Origin of the sequence: Methylobacterium sp. Leaf361, assembly GCF_001424445.1 — a bacterium.
GTDB lineage: Bacteria > Pseudomonadota > Alphaproteobacteria > Rhizobiales > Beijerinckiaceae > Methylobacterium.
The window spans coordinates 75,094-92,451 of record NZ_LMPY01000016.1 but is presented as its reverse complement, the minus strand read 5'-3'; the positions used below and the strand labels follow the sequence as shown (position 1 = coordinate 92,451).

The following is a 17,358-nucleotide window of genomic DNA, read 5'->3' as shown; positions in this document are numbered from 1 at the left end:
CCCGTCAGCTCTTAGTGGCGGCCGCCTTAGTGCCGCCGCGCTTGAACGTGGTGCGGAGGTTGTCCCACAGCTCCACCTTCACGCCGTTGCGGCGCATGATGACGTATTGCTGGATCACCGACAGGGTGTTGTTCCAGGCCCAGTAGATCACCAGGCCGGCGGGGAACGAGCCCAGCATGAAGGTGAACACGATCGGCATGAAGGTGAAGATCTGCGCCTGGACCGGGTCCGGCGGCGCGGGATTCATCTTCATCTGCACGAACATCGTGATGCCCATGATGATCGGCCAGACGCCCAGGTGCACGAAGTCGGGTGCCGGGAACGGCAGCAGGCCGAACAGGTTCACGATGCTCGTCGGATCCGGCGCCGCGAGGTCGCGGATCCAGCCGAAGAACGGCGCGTGGCGCATCTCGATGGTGATGAATAGGACCTTGTAGAGCGCGAAGAAGACCGGAATCTGGATCAGCACCGGCCAGCAGCCGGCGACCGGATTGATCTTCTCCTTCTTGTACAGCTCCATCGTAGCCTGCTGCTGCTTCATGCGGTCGTCCTTGTACCGCTCGCGGATGGCGGCCATCTCCGGCTGCACGGCCTTCATCTTGGCCATGGAGACGTAGGACCGGTTCGCGATCGGCAGGAACAGCAGCTTCAGGCAGAAGGTCACCACCAGGATCGAGACGCCGAAATTGCCGAACAGGTGGTAGAAGAAGTCCAGCGCCCGGAACATCGGCTTGGTGATGAAGAAGAACCAGCCCCAATCGATCATCAGATCGAAGTGCTTGATGCCGAGGTCCTTCTCGTAGTTGTTGATGACGTTGACTTCCTTGGCGCCGGCGAACAGCCGCTGCGTCGCGGTCGCCGAGGCGCCCGCCGCGAGATTCACGGCGTCGCCGCGCACGCTGGCCTGGTAGACGTTGGTGGCACCGTCGGTCCGGTCGGTGAAGGCGCCGGTATAGGGCGCGTCCTGATCGGGGATCGCGGCCGCCGCCCAGTACTTGTCGGTGATGCCGACGAAGCCGCCGGTCACGCCGCTCCAGGCCTTGCCTTTGGTGTTGGCACCGCCGTAGGCGCCTTCCTTGGCGAGCTTGTCGTAGGTGAATTCCTGCAGGCCGTCGTTGCCGAGATAGCCGATCATGCCCTCGTGCAGGACGTAGTAGCCCTGGGTGTGCGGCTTACCCCAGCGGGAGACGAGGCTGTACGGGTAGAGCGTGATGGCGCCCGAGCCCTTGTTCTCGACCTCGTCGCGGATCGTGAACATGTACTTGTCGTCGACCGCGATGATCCGCTTGAAGACGAGGCCGGCGCCGTTGTCCCAGGTCAGGGTCACGGGCATGCCGGGCGACAGCGTCTTGCCATCGCTGGTCCAGAGGGTGTCGTTGGTCGGCAGCGGACCGGCATTGGCGCCGACCCAGCCGAACTCGGCGTAGTAGGGCGTCTCGGTCCCGGCCGGCGAGAACAGCACGATCTCGGGGCTCTTGGGGTCGATGGTCTCGTGGTAGTTCCTGAGCGAGACGTCGTCGACGCGGCCGCCCTTCAGGGCGATCGAGCCGGAGAGCGCCGGGGTCTCGATCCGGACGCGCGGCGAGCGGGCCAGCGCCGCCTCGCGGGAGACCGGGCCGCCCTGGGCGGTCGGCAGCGTGCCGGGCGCGGGGGCCGCCGGGCCACCCTCCTTCGGGGACGGCGAGGGCACGCCGTCCGGGGTCACGCCCGGGGGCTGCTGCTGCGCGGCCTTGTTCTGCGCCTCGATCTGGCGCTGCTGCTCCATGCGCGGGCCGGCCACGAAGTACTGCCACCCGAGCAGCACCAGCAGCGACAGGCCGATGGCCACGAACATGTTCGTCTTGTCATTGCCCATCAGGGACACCGCCGCACGCGTTCGGAGTGGCAACAGGAACGTCGCCGGCCCCGGAGGACCTGCGCGCGCCTGTGATTCGGGGATCTCTGTCGCACCCCTGCGACGGGCCGATGTCGGCACCGCCGGGTGGGGCCGCCTGCGCGGAGGCGCGGCCGGCTTCGTGCGGGAAAGAGGACGACTGAGAAGTGGCCGTGTCAGGGGCCGGCTTGGCGCGCCGACCGCCGGATCGGCCGGGTGACCTGTCCCCGCGGGGCGCGGCCGCGCGGGTCACCGCGGGAATCGCGCGGCGCAGATCCTCGGCGAGGGCCTCGAAGGAGGCTTCGAGGGCGGGGCGGCGGGCGATCAGCACGATGTCGGCTGGAAGGCCCGCGAGCTCGCTCGGCAGATCGGACGCGACCAACCCCACGGCAGCGCGGAGTCGGCGGCGGATGCGGTTGCGCTCCGTCGCGTGGCCGACACGCTTCGTGATGGTGAAGCCGAGACGGAGGCCGGGGCAAACGTCCGGGTTCCGAAGACGCCCCTGCGCGGTCATACGCTCGGTGTGGAAGCGACGCCCCTCGGCCGCCGCCAGGAAGTCGGGTCGTTTCTTGAGCCGCTCGATCGTCGCCATCGATGGTTCGATCCCGGCCGATACCACTTGCCTCGTGGCGCGGATGCGTCGGAGCGTCCGCGCCGGCGAGGATCAGGCCTCAGGCCGACAGGCGCTTGCGGCCATGGGCGCGACGGCGCGCGATGACCTTGCGGCCGCCGGCGGTGGCCATGCGCGCACGGAAACCGTGACGGCGCTTACGGACGAGCTTGCTCGGCTGGTAGGTTCTCTTCATGGCTCAGAGCCTTCAAAGGTCGAGGCGCGCTCGCGGGCAGCTATTGCTGCACCCGACCTTCACGCGTCCTGGTTGTCTGCAAACACGAAGGGCGCCCATGCGGGGCGCCACGTCGCGAGTGGCGGGCTTATGGCGGATGGGCCCCGCGAAGTCAACGTTTCGCGCGCCTCAATGACCCTCGAACTGCATGAGGGTGCGCACCTCGACGCCCAGGTCGCGCAGGCGCTGCGCGCCGCCGATCTCGGGCAGGTCGATGACGAAGCAGGCGGCCACGATCTCGGCGCCGATCTTCTGGAGCAGGTTCACGGCCGCGATCGCGGTGCCGCCGGTGGCGATCAGGTCGTCGACCAGCAGCACCTTGTCGCCGGGCCGAACGGCGTCGACGTGGATCTCGATCTCGTCGGTCCCGTACTCGAGGGCGTAGGCCATCGACACAGTCTTATGGGGCAGCTTGCCCTTCTTGCGGATCGGCACGAAGCCGCAGGAGAGCTGGTGGGCGATGGCCCCGCCGAGGATGAAGCCCCGGGCCTCGATGCCGGCCACTTGGTGGATCTGTCCGCCGGCGTAGGGATGCACCAGGGCGTCCACCGCCCGCCGGAAGGCACGCGGGTCGCTCAGCAGCGTGGTGATGTCGCGGAAGATGATCCCCGGCTTCGGGTAATCGGGAATCGAGCGGACCGATTCCTTCAGCGCGACGTGGCGGCGGGCTTCCATGCGTTCGGCCTTCCGTGGGGAACCGCGGGCTTAAAGCAGAAGCCCGACGGCCTGACCAGTCGGTGGCGGCTCAGGCCGCCTGGACCTTCTTGAGGATGGCGACGAGGTCCCGGTGAAGCCCCTCGTTGCCGCAGGCCACCGATCTGGGCGCCAGCGGCTCGGCCGCGCCGTCCGCCGAGGTCACGAAGCCGCCCGCCTCGCGCACCAGGATCACGCCGGCGGCGAAGTCGTAGGTCTGGAGGTCGCGCTCCCAGTAGGCGTCGAGGCGGCCGCAGGCCACGTAGGCCATGTCGAGGGCCGCCGAGCCCATCCGGCGGGTCCCGCCGGCCACCGCCATCACGGCGCCGAGCTCGCGCAAGAGGCGCGGGTGGCTGCCGCGACCGAGATAGGGCGTGCCGTAGCCCACCAGCGCGTCCGCCATGTCCTGGCGGCCGGAGACGCGCAGGCGCCGGTTGTTGAGATAGGCGCCCTTGCCGCGCTCGGCGACGAACAGCTCGTCCTTGATCGGGTCGAAGATCACGCCGGCCACGATCTGGCCCTCGCGCTCGAGACCGACCGAGACCGCGAAATGCGGCACGCCGTGCAGGAAGTTCGACGTGCCGTCGAGGGGATCGATGTGCCAGGTGTGGCTCTTGTCGGTCCCCTCGATGATCCCGTTCTCCTCGAGGACGAGGCTGTAGCCCGGACGCGCCTTCATCAGGGCGTCGCGCAGCACCTCCTCGGCCTTGCGGTCGGCCGCGGAGACGAAGTCGCCCGGACCTTTGCGCGAGACCTGCAGGTTCTCGACCTCGCCGTAGTCCCGGCGCAGGCCGCGCGCGGCCTTGCGCACGGCATCGACCATGACGGTCATGAGGGGTGAGGAGATCATAGGCGGACTTTTCGCGGATGAGGATTGGCGCCGTCGTTACAGGTCGGCGCCGGAAAAGACGAGATGGGGACGGGACATGGAAGCGCTGCGGGTCGCTGCCTCAGCGCGGAGCCGGCGCGGTCAGGCCGGCCTCCGCACACCGCCGCACCCGTCTTGCGAGCGGAGCGAAGCAATCCAGGGCAGCAGGCCGGCCGCGGATGTGGCATCCCTGGGTTGCTTTGCTCCGCTCGCAAAGACGGGCGCCCGCAACACGGCCCGGCCGGGACGGCGGCGCGGATCCTACTCCGCGGCCTCGACGAAGACAGTGCCGGCGCGGGGCAGGTCCAGGGCCTGCCAGGTCTCGCCCAGCGCCGCGGCGAGGCGCTCGATATGCGCCGCGTCGTGGAACGGCGACGGCGTGATCCGCAGCCGCTCGGTCCCGCGCGGCACCGTCGGGTAGTTGATCGGCTGAATGTAGATCGCGTGGTGCTCCAGCAGATGGTCCGCCGCCGCCTTGCACAGCTCGGCATCGCCGACCATCACCGGCACGATGTGCGTCTCTGTCTCCAGGACCGGAAGACCCGCCGCGCTCAGCGCCGCCTTCGTGGCCGCCGCCTGACGCTGGTGCGCCTCGCGCTCCGCGCTCGAGCGCTTCAGGTAGCGCACCGACGCCCGCGCCGCCGCAGCCACCGCCGGCGGCAGCGCCGTCGTGAAGATGAAGCCCGGCGCGAAGCTGCGCACCGCGTCGCAGATCGCCGCCGAGGCGGTGATGTAGCCGCCCACGCAGCCGAAGCCCTTGGCCAGCGTCCCCTCGATCACGTCGACCCGGTGCATGACGCCGTCGCGCTCGGCGATGCCGCCGCCGCGCGGGCCGTACAGGCCGACGGCGTGGACCTCGTCGAGGTAGGTCATCGCGCCGTAGCGCTCGGCCAGGTCGCAGATCGCGCCGATCGGCGCCACGTCGCCGTCCATCGAGTAGACCGACTCGAACACGATCAGCTTGGGCCGGTCGCCGGCCTGCCGCAGCAATTCCTCGAGGTGGGCGAGGTCGTTGTGGCGGAAGATCGTCTTGGCGCACCCGGAATGGCGCACGCCCTCGATCATCGAGTTGTGGTTGAAGGCGTCCGACAGGATCAGGCAGTCGGGGATCAGCTTGGCGATGGTCGAGATGCCGGCCTGGTTCGAGACGTAGCCGGAGGTGAAGACGAGACCGGCCTCCTTGCCGTGCAGGTCGGCGAGTTCGCGCTCCAGGTCGACCAGCGGCGAGGTGTTACCGGCGATGTTGCGGGTGCCTCCGGCGCCGACGCCGCAGCGGGCGGCGGTCTCGGTCATGGCGGCGACCACCTCCTTGTGCTGGCCCATGCCGAGGTAGTCGTTGGAGCACCACACGGTGATCTCGGTGGTCTTGCCGTCCGGCTGGCGCCACTTGGCGGTCGGGAAACGCCCCGAGATCCGCTCGATGTCGGCAAACACCCGGTACCGCCGTTCCCCGTGCAGCTGATCCAGGGCTCCGCGGAAGTAGCGCTCGTAGCCGGATCCGGCGCGCGTCGATCCCGCTTGGGCGAGCATCGTGCTGGGCATCCGGGTGACGGTCATCGAGCGTCCTTCGCGTGTTCGGCCGCGCGGGCGACACCGCGTGAGCGGCGTCTCAGGCCCGCGATCGAGGTCCGGCCTCGGTCCAGTCCTTCGCGTGAGGGCCGCAAGATACGCGCGGATCTGGAACTGGTTCAAGGTAAGGTTCCGACATCGCAGCGTTGCATCCGTTGAGAGGCCCGCGTGAACCCGCTAGCGTCCGGCACGTTCTTCCGACCCGAACTTGGCTCCCGCCCCCTGCAACAGCTCATGTCTCGGACCGCAGATGGCTCGTCCGGCGTGGACCGCGCGGCTTCGACCTTGCGGCGACCAAGGGTCGCGCCGTGACGGACTCCAGGGACGAGCGGGCGGAGCGCCTCAAGGCCGCGCTGCGCCAGAACCTGCGCCGCCGCAAGGCGCAGGGCCGCGGGCGGGCCGAAGGAAGACCGTCTCCCGGCGCGGATCAGTCCTGCGCGGGGGAATCGGACGGAAACGGTCCTGATTCCGACAAATCCGGTCTATAGGGCACGGCCAAGCCTGGGCGCTGCTGCGCCCGCGATCAGCACGGCCGGCCGCGCGCCCTCGCGGGTGCGCCGCCCGAGGACACACGATGGACCGCATCCACATCACCGGCGGCGCGCCGCTCAACGGCGTGATCCCGATCTCGGGCGCCAAGAACGCGGCGCTGCCGCTGATGATCGCGAGCCTGCTCACCGGCGAGACGCTGGAGCTGATCAACGTGCCGCGGCTCGCCGACATCGCCGCGCTGACGCGGATCCTCGGCAACCACGGCGTGGACCACATGGTCGTGGGCAAGCGCCCCGGTCAGACCACCGAGACGGGCCAGACGATCCGGCTCACCGCCTCGAACGTCATCGACACCACGGCGCCCTACGAGCTGGTCTCGACCATGCGGGCGAGCTTCTGGGTGATCGCGCCGCTGCTGGCCCGGTTCGGCGAGGCGAAGGTCTCGCTGCCCGGCGGCTGCGCCATCGGCACCCGGCCGGTGGACCTGCTGATCATGGCGCTGGAGAAGCTCGGGGCCGAGATTGAGATCGACGCCGGTTACGTCGTCGCCAGGACCAAGAACGGCCTGCGCGGGGCCGAGTTTGCATTCCCGAAGGTGACCGTGGGCGGCACGCACGTGGCGCTGATGGCCGCCGCCCTGGCCTACGGGACCACGGTGATCGAGAACGCCGCCCGAGAGCCGGAGGTGGTCGACCTCGCGGAGTGCCTGAACAAGATGGGCGCCAAGATCCGCGGCGCCGGCACGCCGCGCATCGAGATCGAGGGCGTGGCCCGCCTGAACGGCGCCCGCCACGAGGTCCTGCCCGACCGGATCGAGACCGGCACCTACGCCATGGCGGTGGCGATGGCCGGCGGCGACGTCGTGCTCAAGGATACGCGGGCCGACCTGCTGCACTCGGCCCTCGACGTGCTCTCGACCACGGGCGCGGAGATCACCCAGGTCGAGGGCGGGATCCGCGTGCGCCGCAACGGCGCCGGCATCGCGGCGGTCGACGTCACCACCGACCCGTTCCCGGGCTTCCCCACGGATCTCCAGGCGCAGTTCATGGCGCTGATGACGCTGGCCAAGGGCCAGTCGCACATCCGCGAGACCATCTTCGAGAACCGGTTCATGCACGTGCAGGAGCTGGCCCGCCTCGGCGCGAAGATCCGCCTGGAGGGCGACCTCGCCATCGTCGAGGGCGTGGACCGGCTGAAGGGCGCCCCCGTGATGGCGACCGACCTGCGCGCCTCGGTCTCCCTGGTGATCGCGGGCCTCGCCGCCGAGGGCGAGACCCAGATCAACCGGGTCTACCATCTCGACCGCGGGTTCGAGGCGCTGGAGGCCAAGCTCGGCCGGTGCGGCGCGCAGATCGAGCGCGTTCGGGCCTGAGCGGCAGCGCTCGGTCCGAGCCGGCCGGCGCGCGGCGACGCCCGAGGCTCAGTCCTCGATCTGCCCGCGCCTGTAGCCGAAGCCGGGGATCTCGCAGCCGCAGGGCGCGTCGGGAGGCCCCGGGCGCACCCTGCACGTGCCGCGGGCCGTCACGCAGACGCTGTCGTCCCACCGGCGCCCGAAGTCGCCGCGCCAGCGCGAGCCGCGCCTGTCGTACGCATCGTCGACTGGCGGCGGGGGCGGACGCCAGCCATACCCGTCATCCGCGGGCGGAGGCGGCGGACGCCCGCCGGGCGGCGGCGGTGCGTAGAGATCCCGATCCGGCGCCGGACGACCGTAGATGTAGGGCCGCGCGTCCGGACCGACCTGCGCGACGGCGGGTCCGGCCGCCTGCAGCCCGACGGCCAGCACCGCCACAACCGCGCGCTCGGTGAGTGCCGCCATATGAGACCCTGCCCCGGCTCGTCCGACGGCGCGTCTAAACGGCGACGCTGGCCCGAGCCTGTGCCCGGGCGGGATCGCGATCCCCAGCCCAGCCGTTGCCCGAACGGGGCCGCGCCGCTACCTACGCCGTGCCGCGGACCGGCCCTCGCCGCCCGACCCGCGCCCCGTATTCCCCGAGGACCCTCTGCATGGAGCTGCTCAGGCTCGCCGCCCTCGACACCGAGGACCTGACCGTGATCTCGGCCCATCTGCAGGACGCGATCCTGCGACCGCAGGACCTGACCTTCCTCGCCGGCGAGCACCGCTTCCTCATGGCGGTGCGCCGCTTCGACTGGACGCCGAGCGCCCCGCCGCGCCGGCGCCTCGCCGGCCTGCACATCGAGCGCGTGCTGGGCGTGAAGAGCCGCGGCCTGAAGCCGGACGACGCGACGCCGATGAGCCTGCTCGCCCTCACCTTCGAGCCGACGGACGCGCCCTCCGGGCACATCGACCTCGTCTTCTCCGGCGGCGCGGCCCTGCGGCTGGAGGTCGAGTGCATCGAGGTCCGGATGAAGGATCTCGGCCCGGTCTGGGAATCGGCGAACCGTCCCGGGCACGACATCGACACCGATACGGCCGCCGGCTCGGCGGCCTGACGCGAGACAGGAGGCTTCCCGATGGTCCGGCTCGACAGCAGCGATCCGAATTTTGCCGCCGCCTTCGCGCGCCTCCTCACGGTGAAGCGCGAGATCGCCGAGGACGTGGACGAGGCGGTGCGCGGCATCATCGCCGACGTCGTCGCCCGCGGGGACGAGGCGCTGGTCGATTTCACCCGGCGGTTCGACCGGCTCGGCGCCGATTTCTCCGCCGCGCAGCTGCGGGTCACGGACGCGGAGATCGAAGCGGCCGTCGCGGCCTGCCCGCCGGACTCGCTGGAGGCCCTGCGCCTCGCCGCCGAGCGGATCGAGAGCTTCCACCGGGCGCAGCGGCCCGCGGATCACCGGGCCACCGACGCCCTCGGCGTCACGGCCGGCTGGCGCTGGACCGCGCTGGAATCGGTCGGCCTCTACGTCCCGGGCGGCACCGCGAGCTATCCCTCCTCGGTGCTGATGAACGCGCTGCCGGCGCGCGTCGCCGGGGTGCCGCGCCTCGTCATGGTGGTGCCCACGCCGGACGGCCAGATAAACCCGCTGGTCCTGGCCGCCGCGCAGCTCTCCGGGGTCCATGAGGTCTACCGGGTGGGCGGCGCCCAGGCGGTCGCGGCCCTCGCCTACGGGACCGCCACCATCGCCCCCGTGGCCAAGGTCGTCGGGCCCGGGAATGCCTGGGTGGCGGCGGCCAAGCGCCGGGTCTTCGGCCAGGTCGGGATCGACATGATCGCCGGCCCCTCCGAGGTGCTGATCCTGGCGGACGGCCACGCCAACCCCGACTGGATCGCCGCCGACCTCCTGGCCCAGGCCGAGCACGACGTGGCCGCCCAGGCGATCCTGATCACCGACAGCGCCGAACTCGCCGGCGCCGTCGAGGCGGCGGTCGAGCGCGCCCTCACCACCCTGCCCCGTCAGGAGATCGCCCGGGCGAGCTGGCGCGATTACGGCGCCGTCATCCGGGTCCGCACCTTCGACGAGGCCGTGCCCCTGGTCGACCGCCTCGCCCCCGAACATCTGGAGATCGAGACGCAGGACGCGGAGGCGCTCGCCGCCAAGGTCCGCAATGCCGGCGCGATCTTCCTGGGCTCGCACACGCCGGAGGCGATCGGCGACTATGTCGGCGGCCCCAACCACGTGCTGCCGACCGCGCGCTCCGCCCGATTCTCGTCCGGGCTGGGCGTGCTCGACTTCATGAAGCGGACGACGATCCTCGCCTGCACGCCGGAGAGCTTGCGGGCGCTCGGCCCGGCGGCGATAAACCTCGGCCGGTCCGAGGGCCTGGAGGGGCATGCCCGCTCCGTCGCGATCCGGTTGAACCTGTGAGGTTTTGGGGATGGCGGAGAAGCAGCGCGGGCCGAACCGCCTCGCGAAGGTGAGCCTGGACGAGGGGTCCATCGCCCGCGGCAATCCGGATCAGGAGCACGAACGGGCGATCGCCCTGTTCGACATCTTGGAGGACAATTCCTTCACCATCCCCGGGCGGGAGGGCCCCTACGCGCTCACGCTCGGACTCGTCGAGAACAAGCTGTCCTTCGCCATCACCACGGTGGACGGTGAGCCGGTGATGACGCACCTCCTGTCGCTCACGCCGTTCCGGCGGGTGATCCGCGACTACGAGATGATCTGCGAGAGCTACTACAACGCGATCCGCACTGCCTCGCCGTCGCAGATCGAGGCGATCGACATGGGTCGGCGGGGCCTGCACAACGAGGCGTCCGAGACGCTCAAGCAGCGGCTCGAGGGGAAGGTCGACCTCGACCACGACACGGCGCGCCGCCTGTTCACCCTGATCTTCGCGCTGCACTGGAAGGGTTAGGCGCCCTCCGCGCCGACCGGCGATGGCTGAGCCCGCTCCCGAGCCTCCTCCCGAGCCTTTTCCCGACGCGCCCCCGAAGAAGCGGCGGGTGCAGTCCGTCCTGTTCATGTGCAACTACAACGCCGTGCGCTCCGTGGCGGCGGAAGCGATCGCGCGCGCCTATTTCGGCAAGTCCACCTACGTGCAGTCGGCCGGGGTGCGCTCCGGCGAGCCCACCGACCCGTTCATGGTCGCGGCCCTCGACGAGGTCGGCATCGACGCGAGCCGGCACCGCCCGCGCACCGTGGAGGAGCTGGAGGACTGGGAGGGCCTGAACTTCGACCTGATCATCACACTCGCGCCGGAGGCGCACCACCGAGCACTGGACCTGACGCACACCCTCGCGGCCGATGTCGAGTACTGGCCGACCCCCGACCCGACGCTGCTGCAGGACGCCTCGCGCGAGCAGCGCCTCGACGCCTACCGCGACGTCCGCGACGGGCTGACCCGGCGGATCAAGGCGCGCCTGAAGGCATAGGCGGCAGGCCTCTGCGACGCTGCCTTGCTGGCCGACCTCACGCGCTTGGCGGAAACGTCCTTTCCCGATGGCCGCTGCCAGGAATCGCCGACGTCAGCCGCGGTTGCCGACCAGCCAAGCGCGCATCCGGCCGGCGAGGAGCGGCCGGGCGCGCCCGACATCCTCGTCGTCGAGCAGCGGCGAGGCCGCGAGGGTCGCGAGATAGGCGTCCTCGGCGGTCCGGCAGGCCCGGAAGGCGGCGTCGGCGGCGAGATCCCGGTCCGTCAGTGCGGCCTGGATCCGGAAGTTGCGGCTGACGCAGTCGCGCCACGCGGCGTGGCGGGCTTCGGTCTCGCTCGCGGCCCGGGCGGTGCCGCAGGCGGCGGCGACGAGGACGACCGCCAGAAGCGGGACCGGCGTCACGTGGCGGGCTCGCGGCATCGTTAAGGCACTCCGTCACCCGACAGAGTGGCGCCGCAGGGTTAGCGATCCGTTAAGGAACGGCGCGCGCGGCCGAGGTTCCACTGCTCGCCGCGTGGCTTGTTCACCGGTTTGCGGTGGTGACCGGGGAGGTGACGCCGCCGAGGGAGACCCAGGCGACGGCGTCCTGGCTCTCGCGCTTGATGAACACGTAGCCGGTCTTGTGCCAAGGCAGGATCGCGCTGGTCTTGTTGTNNNCAGGTGGTCCTGGTCGGTCATCGGCTCGATCGCCTTGTTGACCCGCCGGTTCACCGACACGATCGTCGCCCAGGTGGCGGGCGTCAGGCTGATCCGGGCGGGCTCGCCCCGGTCCAGCGCGCACTCCGCCGCGTAGGTCTGGCAGAACGTCACCCACGCCGCGATCGGCTTGGCATCGCCCTGCACCCGGGCGCCGGCCTCGGTGGGCAGGCTCGCCAGCGTCTGCGCCTGGGCCGGGGCGGCGAGCCCCGCGACGGCGAGGACAGCCAGGGCCGCCCGGCGGCTCCGGGAGAGCCGACGCGAGGCGGGTCCCTTGACCAGGCCCTGCATCATGGAAACCGCGAACCGCATCGCCGGGACCCAACCGTTAAGCTCTCGTTAACGAAAGCTCTCACGCCGGCGGGCCGGCGGCAATCCGCCGATTAACAAAAGGTTAATGCTGTGCGCAACGCGGATAAGCGCACTCTCGGCCGGTCATCGTGACGCTCACCGGCCGTGCGCGAAAACGTGAAGGCGCCTCAAGGTGTTCTCCGACGAGATCCGCCGTTATCCCGGCACCGCGCCACCAAGAAGAAGCCTGTGGGCGGCAGGAGGAAGACGTATGCGGTGCGTTGCAGACAGAGTGGCCGGCCTCGTCCTGGCCGGGCTCGCAGCGGGAACCCTGGGGATGCTGCCGGCCTCCGCCGCGGCTCCGACCACCGCCCCGCCCGCGACCGACCTGAAGAGCGAGGGGCCGACGCAGCCGGCCAAGGTCCAGGACGGTCAGTACACCGACAAGAACGGTAACCCGACCTACCACGTCACGGACGGCGGCAAGATGGTCGACTGGTACACCATGTCCGGCTACGTCCGATACAGCGCGAACTGCATGGCCTGCCACGGCCCCGACGGGCTGGGATCGACCTACGCGCCGTCGCTGGTCGACGCCCTCAAGGGCATGGACTACGCGCAGTTCGCCGGCATCGTCGTGGGCGGCAAGAGGGACGTGAACGCCTCGCAGGAGCTGGTGATGCCCGCCTTCGGCGAGAACAAGAACGTCACCTGCTACCTGCCGGACATTTACACCTATCTCCGCGCCCGCTCCGACGGGGCGCTCGGCCGCAATCGGCCGTCCGAGCACGAACCCAAGCCCGCGGCCTTCGAGAAGGCCGAGGATGCCTGCATGAAGTGAGGCCGCCCCGGTCCGGCTTCCCGCGCGAACCGGACCGGGTCGACACGCCCCGTTGCACCGCTCGATTGCGCACGACATACTCCGCGCAAGACGCTGAAGAGCGGGCGCCAAGCCTGCCGAGGGGGGTCGCAGGGGGTGGAACGTGGCTCAAGGATCGGGAGTGCGCCGCCATCTGTGCGGCATCTGGACGGCCTGGACGGACGCGGCCGGGCCCGCCGACGCGGCCGCGGAGGTCGCGCGCGCGGTCGGTGACACCGCCCTGTCGCAGGTCGTCGCGTTCTTCTCCGCCGATTACGATGCCGAGATCCTGGCCCGTGCCCTGGAGACCCGGTTCCCCGGCGTGCCGGTGGCCGGCTGCTCGATGTCGGGCGGCATCGCCCCGGCCGGCGGCCTCGACCGCGGGCTCGTCGTCATCGCGTTCCCGGCCGAGCGGTTCCGGATCGTCTCGACCGTCCTCGACGCCATCGACCACCTCGACGTGGAGCGGACCGCCTCGGCGGTCCGGGCGCTGCGCCGGACCCTGGACCCGCTGGACCGGTGCCGCGATGTCGACGCGGCCGGCACGGGCCACCGCTTCGCCCTGTCGCTGATCGACGGGCTCGCCAACGCCGAGGAGACCGTGGTCTCGGCGATCGCCTGGGCGCTCGACGGCATCCCGATCGTCGGCGGCTCGGCCGGCGACGACCTGCGCTTCCGGGACGCCGTCATGCTCCACGGTGGGAAGATCCACCGCAAGGCGGCGGTCCTGGTGCTCGTCGAGACCGACTTCTCGGTGGAGATCTTCAAGAGCGACAATTTCGAGCCGACGCGGACCAAGTTCGTGGTCACCGCCTCGGACGGCGAGCGCCGCACCGTGCACGAGCTCAACGCCGAGCCGGCGGCCCGGGAATACGCGATGGCGATCGGCCTCGACCCCGAGGGCCTGTCGCCGATGAGCTTCGCCGCCTACCCGCTCGCCGTGAAGGTCGGGGGCGAGTATTTCTGCCGCTCGATCCGGCGGATGAACGAGGATGGCTCGCTCAGCTTCTTCTGCGCGGTGGACGAGGGCGTGGTGCTCACCCTCGCCAAGCCGCGCGACATCGTCGCCTCGACCCGGGCGGAGCTGGCGCGCCTCGACGCCGTGCTCGGCGGCGTCGACCTCATCATCGGCTTCGAGTGCGTGCTCCGCCGCCTCGACGCCGAGAGCCGGCAGGTCCGCCACGGGATCGCCGACCTCTACCGCCGCTACAACGTCGTCGGCTTCGAGACCTTCGGCGAGCAGTACCGGGCGATGCACTTGAACCAGACCTTCACGGGCATCGCCATCGGCAAGACCCTCGCCGCGTGCGCGCCGGCCGCGGCCCCCGCCCCGGCCGCGTCGTGACCCTGCACCCGAACGGCCTCGAGACCGACGCGTCCCTGCACCGGCGGATCGAGAAGCTCGAGCGGATCAACGCCGCGCTGATGTCCCATGTCGAGCGCTCCATGGACCAGCGGGGCAGCGCCTACTCGCTGTTCCAGACGGCGATCATGCTCGAGGGCCGGGTCCGCACCCGCACCGAGGAGCTGACCGGGCTGATGCACCGGCTGGAGCGCTCCAACGAGGCGCTGGCCGCGGCCAAGGAGGAGGCCGAGACCGCCAACCGCTCGAAGACGCGGTTCCTGGCGGCGGCGAGCCACGACCTGCTGCAGCCGGTCAACGCCGCCCGCCTCTCGATCTCGGCGCTCGCCGACCTCGACGTGCCGCCGGAGGCGCGCACCATCGCCGGACAGGTGGAGCGGGGCCTGCAGACCATCGAGGACCTGATCAAGACGCTGCTCGACATCTCGAAGCTCGATGCCGGGATCGTCCGGCCGCAGGTCCAGCCCGTCTTCCTGCCCGACCTGCTGGCGGGGATCGCGGAGAGCTTCGAACCCTTCGCGCAGCGCAAGGGCCTGCGCCTGTCGGTGCACTGCCCGGACCTGACCGTCACCAGCGACGTGGTGCTCCTGCAGCGGATCCTCCAGAACCTCGTCTCCAACGCCGTCCGCTACACCCGCACCGGCGGGATCGTCCTGGCGGCCCGGCGCCGGTCCGGCGGCGTCCGGATCGAAGTGACCGACACGGGCTGCGGCATCGCCGCCGAGGAATGCGAGCTCGTCTTCGACGAGTTCTTCCGGGGCGGCGACCGGCCGAGCAGCGGCGAGGAGCCGGGCCTCGGCCTCGGCCTGTCGATCGTCCGCCGCATGGCCCTCGCCCTCGATCATCCCCTGCGGCTGCGCTCCCGGGTCGGCCACGGCACCCGGGTGTCGCTGACGCTGCCCCTGAGCGCGGTCCCGGCCGCCGCCGCGCCGCCCGCCCCGGTGGCGACCCGGCTCTCGGGAGCCCACGTCCTCGTCGTGGAGAACGACGCCTCCACGGCCGACGCCCTCGCGCGCCTGCTCCAGAACTGGGATGCAAGGGTCTCGACCTTCCGCGACCTCGCGGGGGTGAAGGCCGCCGTCGCGGCGGGCGCCGGGGCGCCGGACATCCTGGTGCTCGACTACCATCTCGACGACGGCGCCTGCGGCCTCGACGTGGCCGCCTATCTCCGGGCTCTGCATACCGGGCCGCTCCCGGTCATCGTCACCACCGCCGACCATACCGGCGCGGTCGAGGAGCGCGTCACCGCCGCCGGCGCGGAGCTCGTGCACAAGCCGATCAAGCCGGCCCAGCTCCGCTCCCTGCTCACCTACATGCTGGCCTGAACCCGATCGGGCGCCGCGACGCGCCGGCTCGCGCCGGATCCGAGCCGCGGGCGTCCGCGGCGAACACTCCCGTCCGCGCCGTGACATAGGACACACGGCACCCCTCGACGGGCCTCCCCGCCTGCGCGACAGGGAGCAGCATCCGCGGCGCGTCCCGTGCCCGGATGTCCCCCCGCCATCGACGTCACGGACCCGCCGGGACGCCGCAGGAGCGCGCACCCATGGCGCAGGTCCCGCACGGTCCGACAGGCAGCCCGCCGGGTCATCCTCAGGGCACCGCGCAGGGGCCCGTCCAGGACGGCCTGCCGCCGCGCGAGCGCGTCCTCGCCATGGCGGCGATCGGGCTCGCCATGACCATGGCGGTCCTCGACGGGGCCATCGTCAACGTGGCGCTGCCCGTCATGGCCAAGGACCTCGCGGTCCGGCCGGCCGACGCGATCTTCGTGGTTAACGCCTACCAGGTCGCCGTCACGGCGAGCCTCCTGCCGTTCGCGGCCCTCGGCGACATCTTCGGCTTCCGGAAAGTCTACCTGCCGGGGCTCGCGCTGTTCGTCGCCGCGTCGCTCGCCTGCGCGGTCGCGCCGAACCTGCCGATGCTGATCGCGGCCCGCATCGTCCAGGGCCTCGGTGGCGCGGCGATCATGAGCGTGAATATCGGCTTCGTGCGCTTCATCTACCCGCACCGGATGATCGGCCAGGGGGTCGCCAACGTCGCGCTGGTGGTGGCGGTGGCCTCGGCCGCCGGCCCGACCGTGGCGGCGGCGATCCTGTCGGTGGCGACCTGGCCCTGGCTGTTCCTCGTGAACATCCCCGTGGGCCTGCTGGCCCTGGCGGTGGCGTCCCGGACCCTGCCGGTCACACCGGCGAGCGGCCGCCCCTTCGACCTCGCGAGCGCGGTGCTCAACGCGCTGACCTTCGGCCTGCTGATCATCGGGATCGACGGTCTCGGCGATCCGGAGGCGCGCGGCGTCGCGATCGTCGAGCTCGCCGCCGCCCTGGTCATCGGCGCGGTGTTCGTGCGGCGCCAGATCCGGCTGCCCGCCCCGCTCCTGCCGGTCGACCTGCTGCGGATCCCCGCCTTCGCCCTGTCGATGGCGACGTCCGTCGCCTCGTTCTGCGCCCAGATGGTCTCCTACGTGGCGCTGCCCTTCTACTTCCAGGACGTGCTGCACCTCTCCAGCACCCAGACCGGCTTCCTGCTCACCCCCTGGCCGATCGCGGTCGCCGCGATGGCGCCGATCTCCGGCCGCCTCGCGGACCGCTACCCGCCCGGCATCCTCGGCGGCGTCGGGCTGGCCATGATGGCCGCCGGGCTCGTCAGCGTGACGCTCCTGCCCGCGGCCCCCGCCACCCTCGACATCGTCTGGAGGCTCACCCTGTGCGGCCTCGGCTTCGGCCTGTTCCAGTCGCCCAACAACAAGGTCATCGTCACCTCGGCGCCGCGCGAGCGGGCCGGCGGGGCGAGCGGGATGCAGTCGACGGCGCGGCTCACCGGGCAGTCGCTCGGCGCGGCCCTGGTGGCGGTGATCTTCGGCCTGACGCACGGGCTCGGGGCCGAGCGGGCCGTCACCATCTCGCTCTCCTGCGCGGTGGCGCTCTCGGTGATCGGCGGCTGCGCCAGCGTCCTGCGGCGGAGTCGGAGCGGCTAGACCGACCCCGTATGCCACCGCGGGCGCGGGACCGCGTTGACGCGACGAGTCACGTGC

19 protein-coding genes and 1 pseudogene are annotated in these 17,358 nt (G+C 71.2%); 10 read left to right on the top strand and 10 right to left on the bottom strand.

Annotated elements, in window-relative coordinates:
• Positions 1 to 4 precede the first annotated feature (4 nt).
• The 6 genes from yidC to hemA all read right to left on the bottom strand — a co-directional run bounded on the left by yidC (position 5) and on the right by hemA (position 5,836).
• The gene (gene yidC / locus ASG32_RS13810; RefSeq protein ID WP_020092499.1) at positions 5 to 1,855 is read right to left on the bottom strand and encodes a membrane protein insertase YidC; all 1,851 of its coding nucleotides are present in this window, start codon (positions 1,853 to 1,855) and stop codon (positions 5 to 7) included.
• The gene (gene rnpA, locus ASG32_RS13805; protein ID WP_056526927.1) at positions 1,845 to 2,465 is read right to left on the bottom strand and encodes a ribonuclease P protein component; all 621 of its coding nucleotides are present in this window, start codon (positions 2,463 to 2,465) and stop codon (positions 1,845 to 1,847) included. Before rnpA ends, yidC begins: the two co-directional genes overlap by 11 nt.
• 79 nt (positions 2,466 to 2,544) lie before the next feature.
• The gene (gene rpmH, locus ASG32_RS13800) at positions 2,545 to 2,679 is read right to left on the bottom strand and encodes a 50S ribosomal protein L34 (RefSeq protein WP_007558110.1); all 135 of its coding nucleotides are present in this window, start codon (positions 2,677 to 2,679) and stop codon (positions 2,545 to 2,547) included.
• Between the two features lie 168 nt (positions 2,680 to 2,847).
• Positions 2,848 to 3,393 carry an adenine phosphoribosyltransferase gene (locus ASG32_RS13795; RefSeq protein ID WP_012320444.1) on the bottom strand — a complete coding sequence of 182 codons (546 nt, stop codon included), beginning with the start codon at positions 3,391 to 3,393 and terminating at the stop codon, positions 2,848 to 2,850.
• Between the two features lie 70 nt (positions 3,394 to 3,463).
• A complete protein-coding gene (locus ASG32_RS13790) occupies positions 3,464 to 4,261 on the bottom strand; it encodes an inositol monophosphatase family protein (protein WP_026604817.1) in 798 nt (265 codons plus the stop codon).
• 279 nt (positions 4,262 to 4,540) lie between these two features.
• Positions 4,541 to 5,836, bottom strand: coding sequence for a 5-aminolevulinate synthase (hemA, locus tag ASG32_RS13785; protein ID WP_020092502.1), 1,296 nt, complete (start codon positions 5,834 to 5,836; stop codon positions 4,541 to 4,543).
• A 320-nt stretch (positions 5,837 to 6,156) separates the two neighbouring features.
• Between hemA and ASG32_RS35080 the strand changes: the two genes are divergently transcribed.
• Positions 6,157 to 6,336 (top strand): hypothetical protein, encoded by a 180-nt coding sequence (locus ASG32_RS35080; RefSeq protein WP_082557870.1) that lies wholly within the window; start codon positions 6,157 to 6,159, stop codon positions 6,334 to 6,336.
• A gap of 86 nt (positions 6,337 to 6,422) precedes the next feature.
• Positions 6,423 to 7,712 (top strand): UDP-N-acetylglucosamine 1-carboxyvinyltransferase, encoded by a 1,290-nt coding sequence (gene murA, locus ASG32_RS13780; protein ID WP_056526924.1) that lies wholly within the window; start codon positions 6,423 to 6,425, stop codon positions 7,710 to 7,712.
• Positions 7,713 to 7,760: 48 nt separating this feature from the next.
• Here the strand turns inward: murA and ASG32_RS13775 are convergent, their stop codons facing one another.
• Positions 7,761 to 8,156 (bottom strand): hypothetical protein, encoded by a 396-nt coding sequence (locus ASG32_RS13775; protein ID WP_056526921.1) that lies wholly within the window; start codon positions 8,154 to 8,156, stop codon positions 7,761 to 7,763.
• A 188-nt stretch (positions 8,157 to 8,344) separates the two neighbouring features.
• On the opposite strand from ASG32_RS13775, the gene ASG32_RS13770 reads away from it, so the two are divergent.
• The 4 genes from ASG32_RS13770 (at position 8,345) to ASG32_RS13755 (ending at position 11,118) form a co-directional block, all read left to right on the top strand.
• Complete coding sequence (locus ASG32_RS13770; RefSeq protein ID WP_020092505.1) at positions 8,345 to 8,791, top strand: DUF2948 family protein; 447 nt, start codon at positions 8,345 to 8,347, stop codon at positions 8,789 to 8,791.
• A gap of 21 nt (positions 8,792 to 8,812) precedes the next feature.
• A complete protein-coding gene (gene hisD, locus ASG32_RS13765; RefSeq protein ID WP_056526918.1) occupies positions 8,813 to 10,108 on the top strand; it encodes a histidinol dehydrogenase in 1,296 nt (431 codons plus the stop codon).
• A gap of 10 nt (positions 10,109 to 10,118) precedes the next feature.
• Entirely contained in the window at positions 10,119 to 10,601 is a 483-nt protein-coding gene (locus ASG32_RS13760) for a UPF0262 family protein (RefSeq protein WP_020092507.1), read from the top strand.
• A 106-nt stretch (positions 10,602 to 10,707) separates the two neighbouring features.
• Complete coding sequence (locus ASG32_RS13755) at positions 10,708 to 11,118, top strand: low molecular weight phosphatase family protein (RefSeq protein WP_234083060.1); 411 nt, start codon at positions 10,708 to 10,710, stop codon at positions 11,116 to 11,118.
• A gap of 93 nt (positions 11,119 to 11,211) precedes the next feature.
• On the opposite strand, the gene ASG32_RS13750 is transcribed toward ASG32_RS13755, so the two are convergent.
• The 3 genes and pseudogenes from ASG32_RS13750 to ASG32_RS13745 form a co-directional block, all read right to left on the bottom strand.
• Positions 11,212 to 11,538, bottom strand: coding sequence for a hypothetical protein (locus ASG32_RS13750; RefSeq protein WP_020092509.1), 327 nt, complete (start codon positions 11,536 to 11,538; stop codon positions 11,212 to 11,214).
• 103 nt (positions 11,539 to 11,641) lie between these two features.
• A pseudogene (locus ASG32_RS35075) lies at positions 11,642 to 11,772 on the bottom strand (transglutaminase); the annotation flags it as partial.
• 3 nt (positions 11,773 to 11,775) lie between these two features.
• Positions 11,776 to 12,126: transglutaminase-like cysteine peptidase (locus ASG32_RS13745; RefSeq protein WP_244491940.1), on the bottom strand; the 351-nt coding region annotated here is incomplete at its 3' end.
• Between the two features lie 250 nt (positions 12,127 to 12,376).
• On the opposite strand from ASG32_RS13745, the gene ASG32_RS13740 reads away from it, so the two are divergent.
• The 4 genes from ASG32_RS13740 to ASG32_RS13725 all read left to right on the top strand — a co-directional run bounded on the left by ASG32_RS13740 (position 12,377) and on the right by ASG32_RS13725 (position 17,301).
• Positions 12,377 to 12,946, top strand: coding sequence for a c-type cytochrome, methanol metabolism-related (locus tag ASG32_RS13740; protein WP_026604819.1), 570 nt, complete (start codon positions 12,377 to 12,379; stop codon positions 12,944 to 12,946).
• Positions 12,947 to 13,106: 160 nt separating this feature from the next.
• Positions 13,107 to 14,309, top strand: coding sequence for an FIST N-terminal domain-containing protein (locus tag ASG32_RS13735; RefSeq protein ID WP_244491938.1), 1,203 nt, complete (start codon positions 13,107 to 13,109; stop codon positions 14,307 to 14,309).
• Positions 14,306 to 15,652, top strand: coding sequence for a hybrid sensor histidine kinase/response regulator (locus ASG32_RS13730; protein ID WP_056526969.1), 1,347 nt, complete (start codon positions 14,306 to 14,308; stop codon positions 15,650 to 15,652). Before ASG32_RS13735 ends, ASG32_RS13730 begins: the two co-directional genes overlap by 4 nt.
• Positions 15,653 to 15,873: 221 nt before the next feature.
• The gene (locus ASG32_RS13725; RefSeq protein ID WP_082557869.1) at positions 15,874 to 17,301 is read left to right on the top strand and encodes an MFS transporter; all 1,428 of its coding nucleotides are present in this window, start codon (positions 15,874 to 15,876) and stop codon (positions 17,299 to 17,301) included.
• Positions 17,302 to 17,358 lie beyond the last annotated feature (57 nt).

Coding starts and splice junctions, on each gene's coding strand:
- yidC (WP_020092499.1), bottom strand. CDS start 1,855: ATGGGCAATGACAAGACGAACATGTTCGTGGCCATCGGCCTGTCGCTG.
- rnpA (WP_056526927.1), bottom strand. CDS start 2,465: ATGGCGACGATCGAGCGGCTCAAGAAACGACCCGACTTCCTGGCGGCG.
- rpmH (WP_007558110.1), bottom strand. CDS start 2,679: ATGAAGAGAACCTACCAGCCGAGCAAGCTCGTCCGTAAGCGCCGTCAC.
- ASG32_RS13795 (WP_012320444.1), bottom strand. CDS start 3,393: ATGGAAGCCCGCCGCCACGTCGCGCTGAAGGAATCGGTCCGCTCGATT.
- ASG32_RS13790 (WP_026604817.1), bottom strand. CDS start 4,261: ATGATCTCCTCACCCCTCATGACCGTCATGGTCGATGCCGTGCGCAAG.
- hemA (WP_020092502.1), bottom strand. CDS start 5,836: ATGACCGTCACCCGGATGCCCAGCACGATGCTCGCCCAAGCGGGATCG.
- murA (WP_056526924.1), top strand. CDS start 6,423: ATGGACCGCATCCACATCACCGGCGGCGCGCCGCTCAACGGCGTGATC.
- ASG32_RS13775 (WP_056526921.1), bottom strand. CDS start 8,156: ATGGCGGCACTCACCGAGCGCGCGGTTGTGGCGGTGCTGGCCGTCGGG.
- ASG32_RS13770 (WP_020092505.1), top strand. CDS start 8,345: ATGGAGCTGCTCAGGCTCGCCGCCCTCGACACCGAGGACCTGACCGTG.
- hisD (WP_056526918.1), top strand. CDS start 8,813: ATGGTCCGGCTCGACAGCAGCGATCCGAATTTTGCCGCCGCCTTCGCG.
- ASG32_RS13760 (WP_020092507.1), top strand. CDS start 10,119: ATGGCGGAGAAGCAGCGCGGGCCGAACCGCCTCGCGAAGGTGAGCCTG.
- ASG32_RS13755 (WP_234083060.1), top strand. CDS start 10,708: ATGTGCAACTACAACGCCGTGCGCTCCGTGGCGGCGGAAGCGATCGCG.
- ASG32_RS13750 (WP_020092509.1), bottom strand. CDS start 11,538: ATGCCGCGAGCCCGCCACGTGACGCCGGTCCCGCTTCTGGCGGTCGTC.
- ASG32_RS13740 (WP_026604819.1), top strand. CDS start 12,377: ATGCGGTGCGTTGCAGACAGAGTGGCCGGCCTCGTCCTGGCCGGGCTC.
- ASG32_RS13725 (WP_082557869.1), top strand. CDS start 15,874: ATGGCGCAGGTCCCGCACGGTCCGACAGGCAGCCCGCCGGGTCATCCT.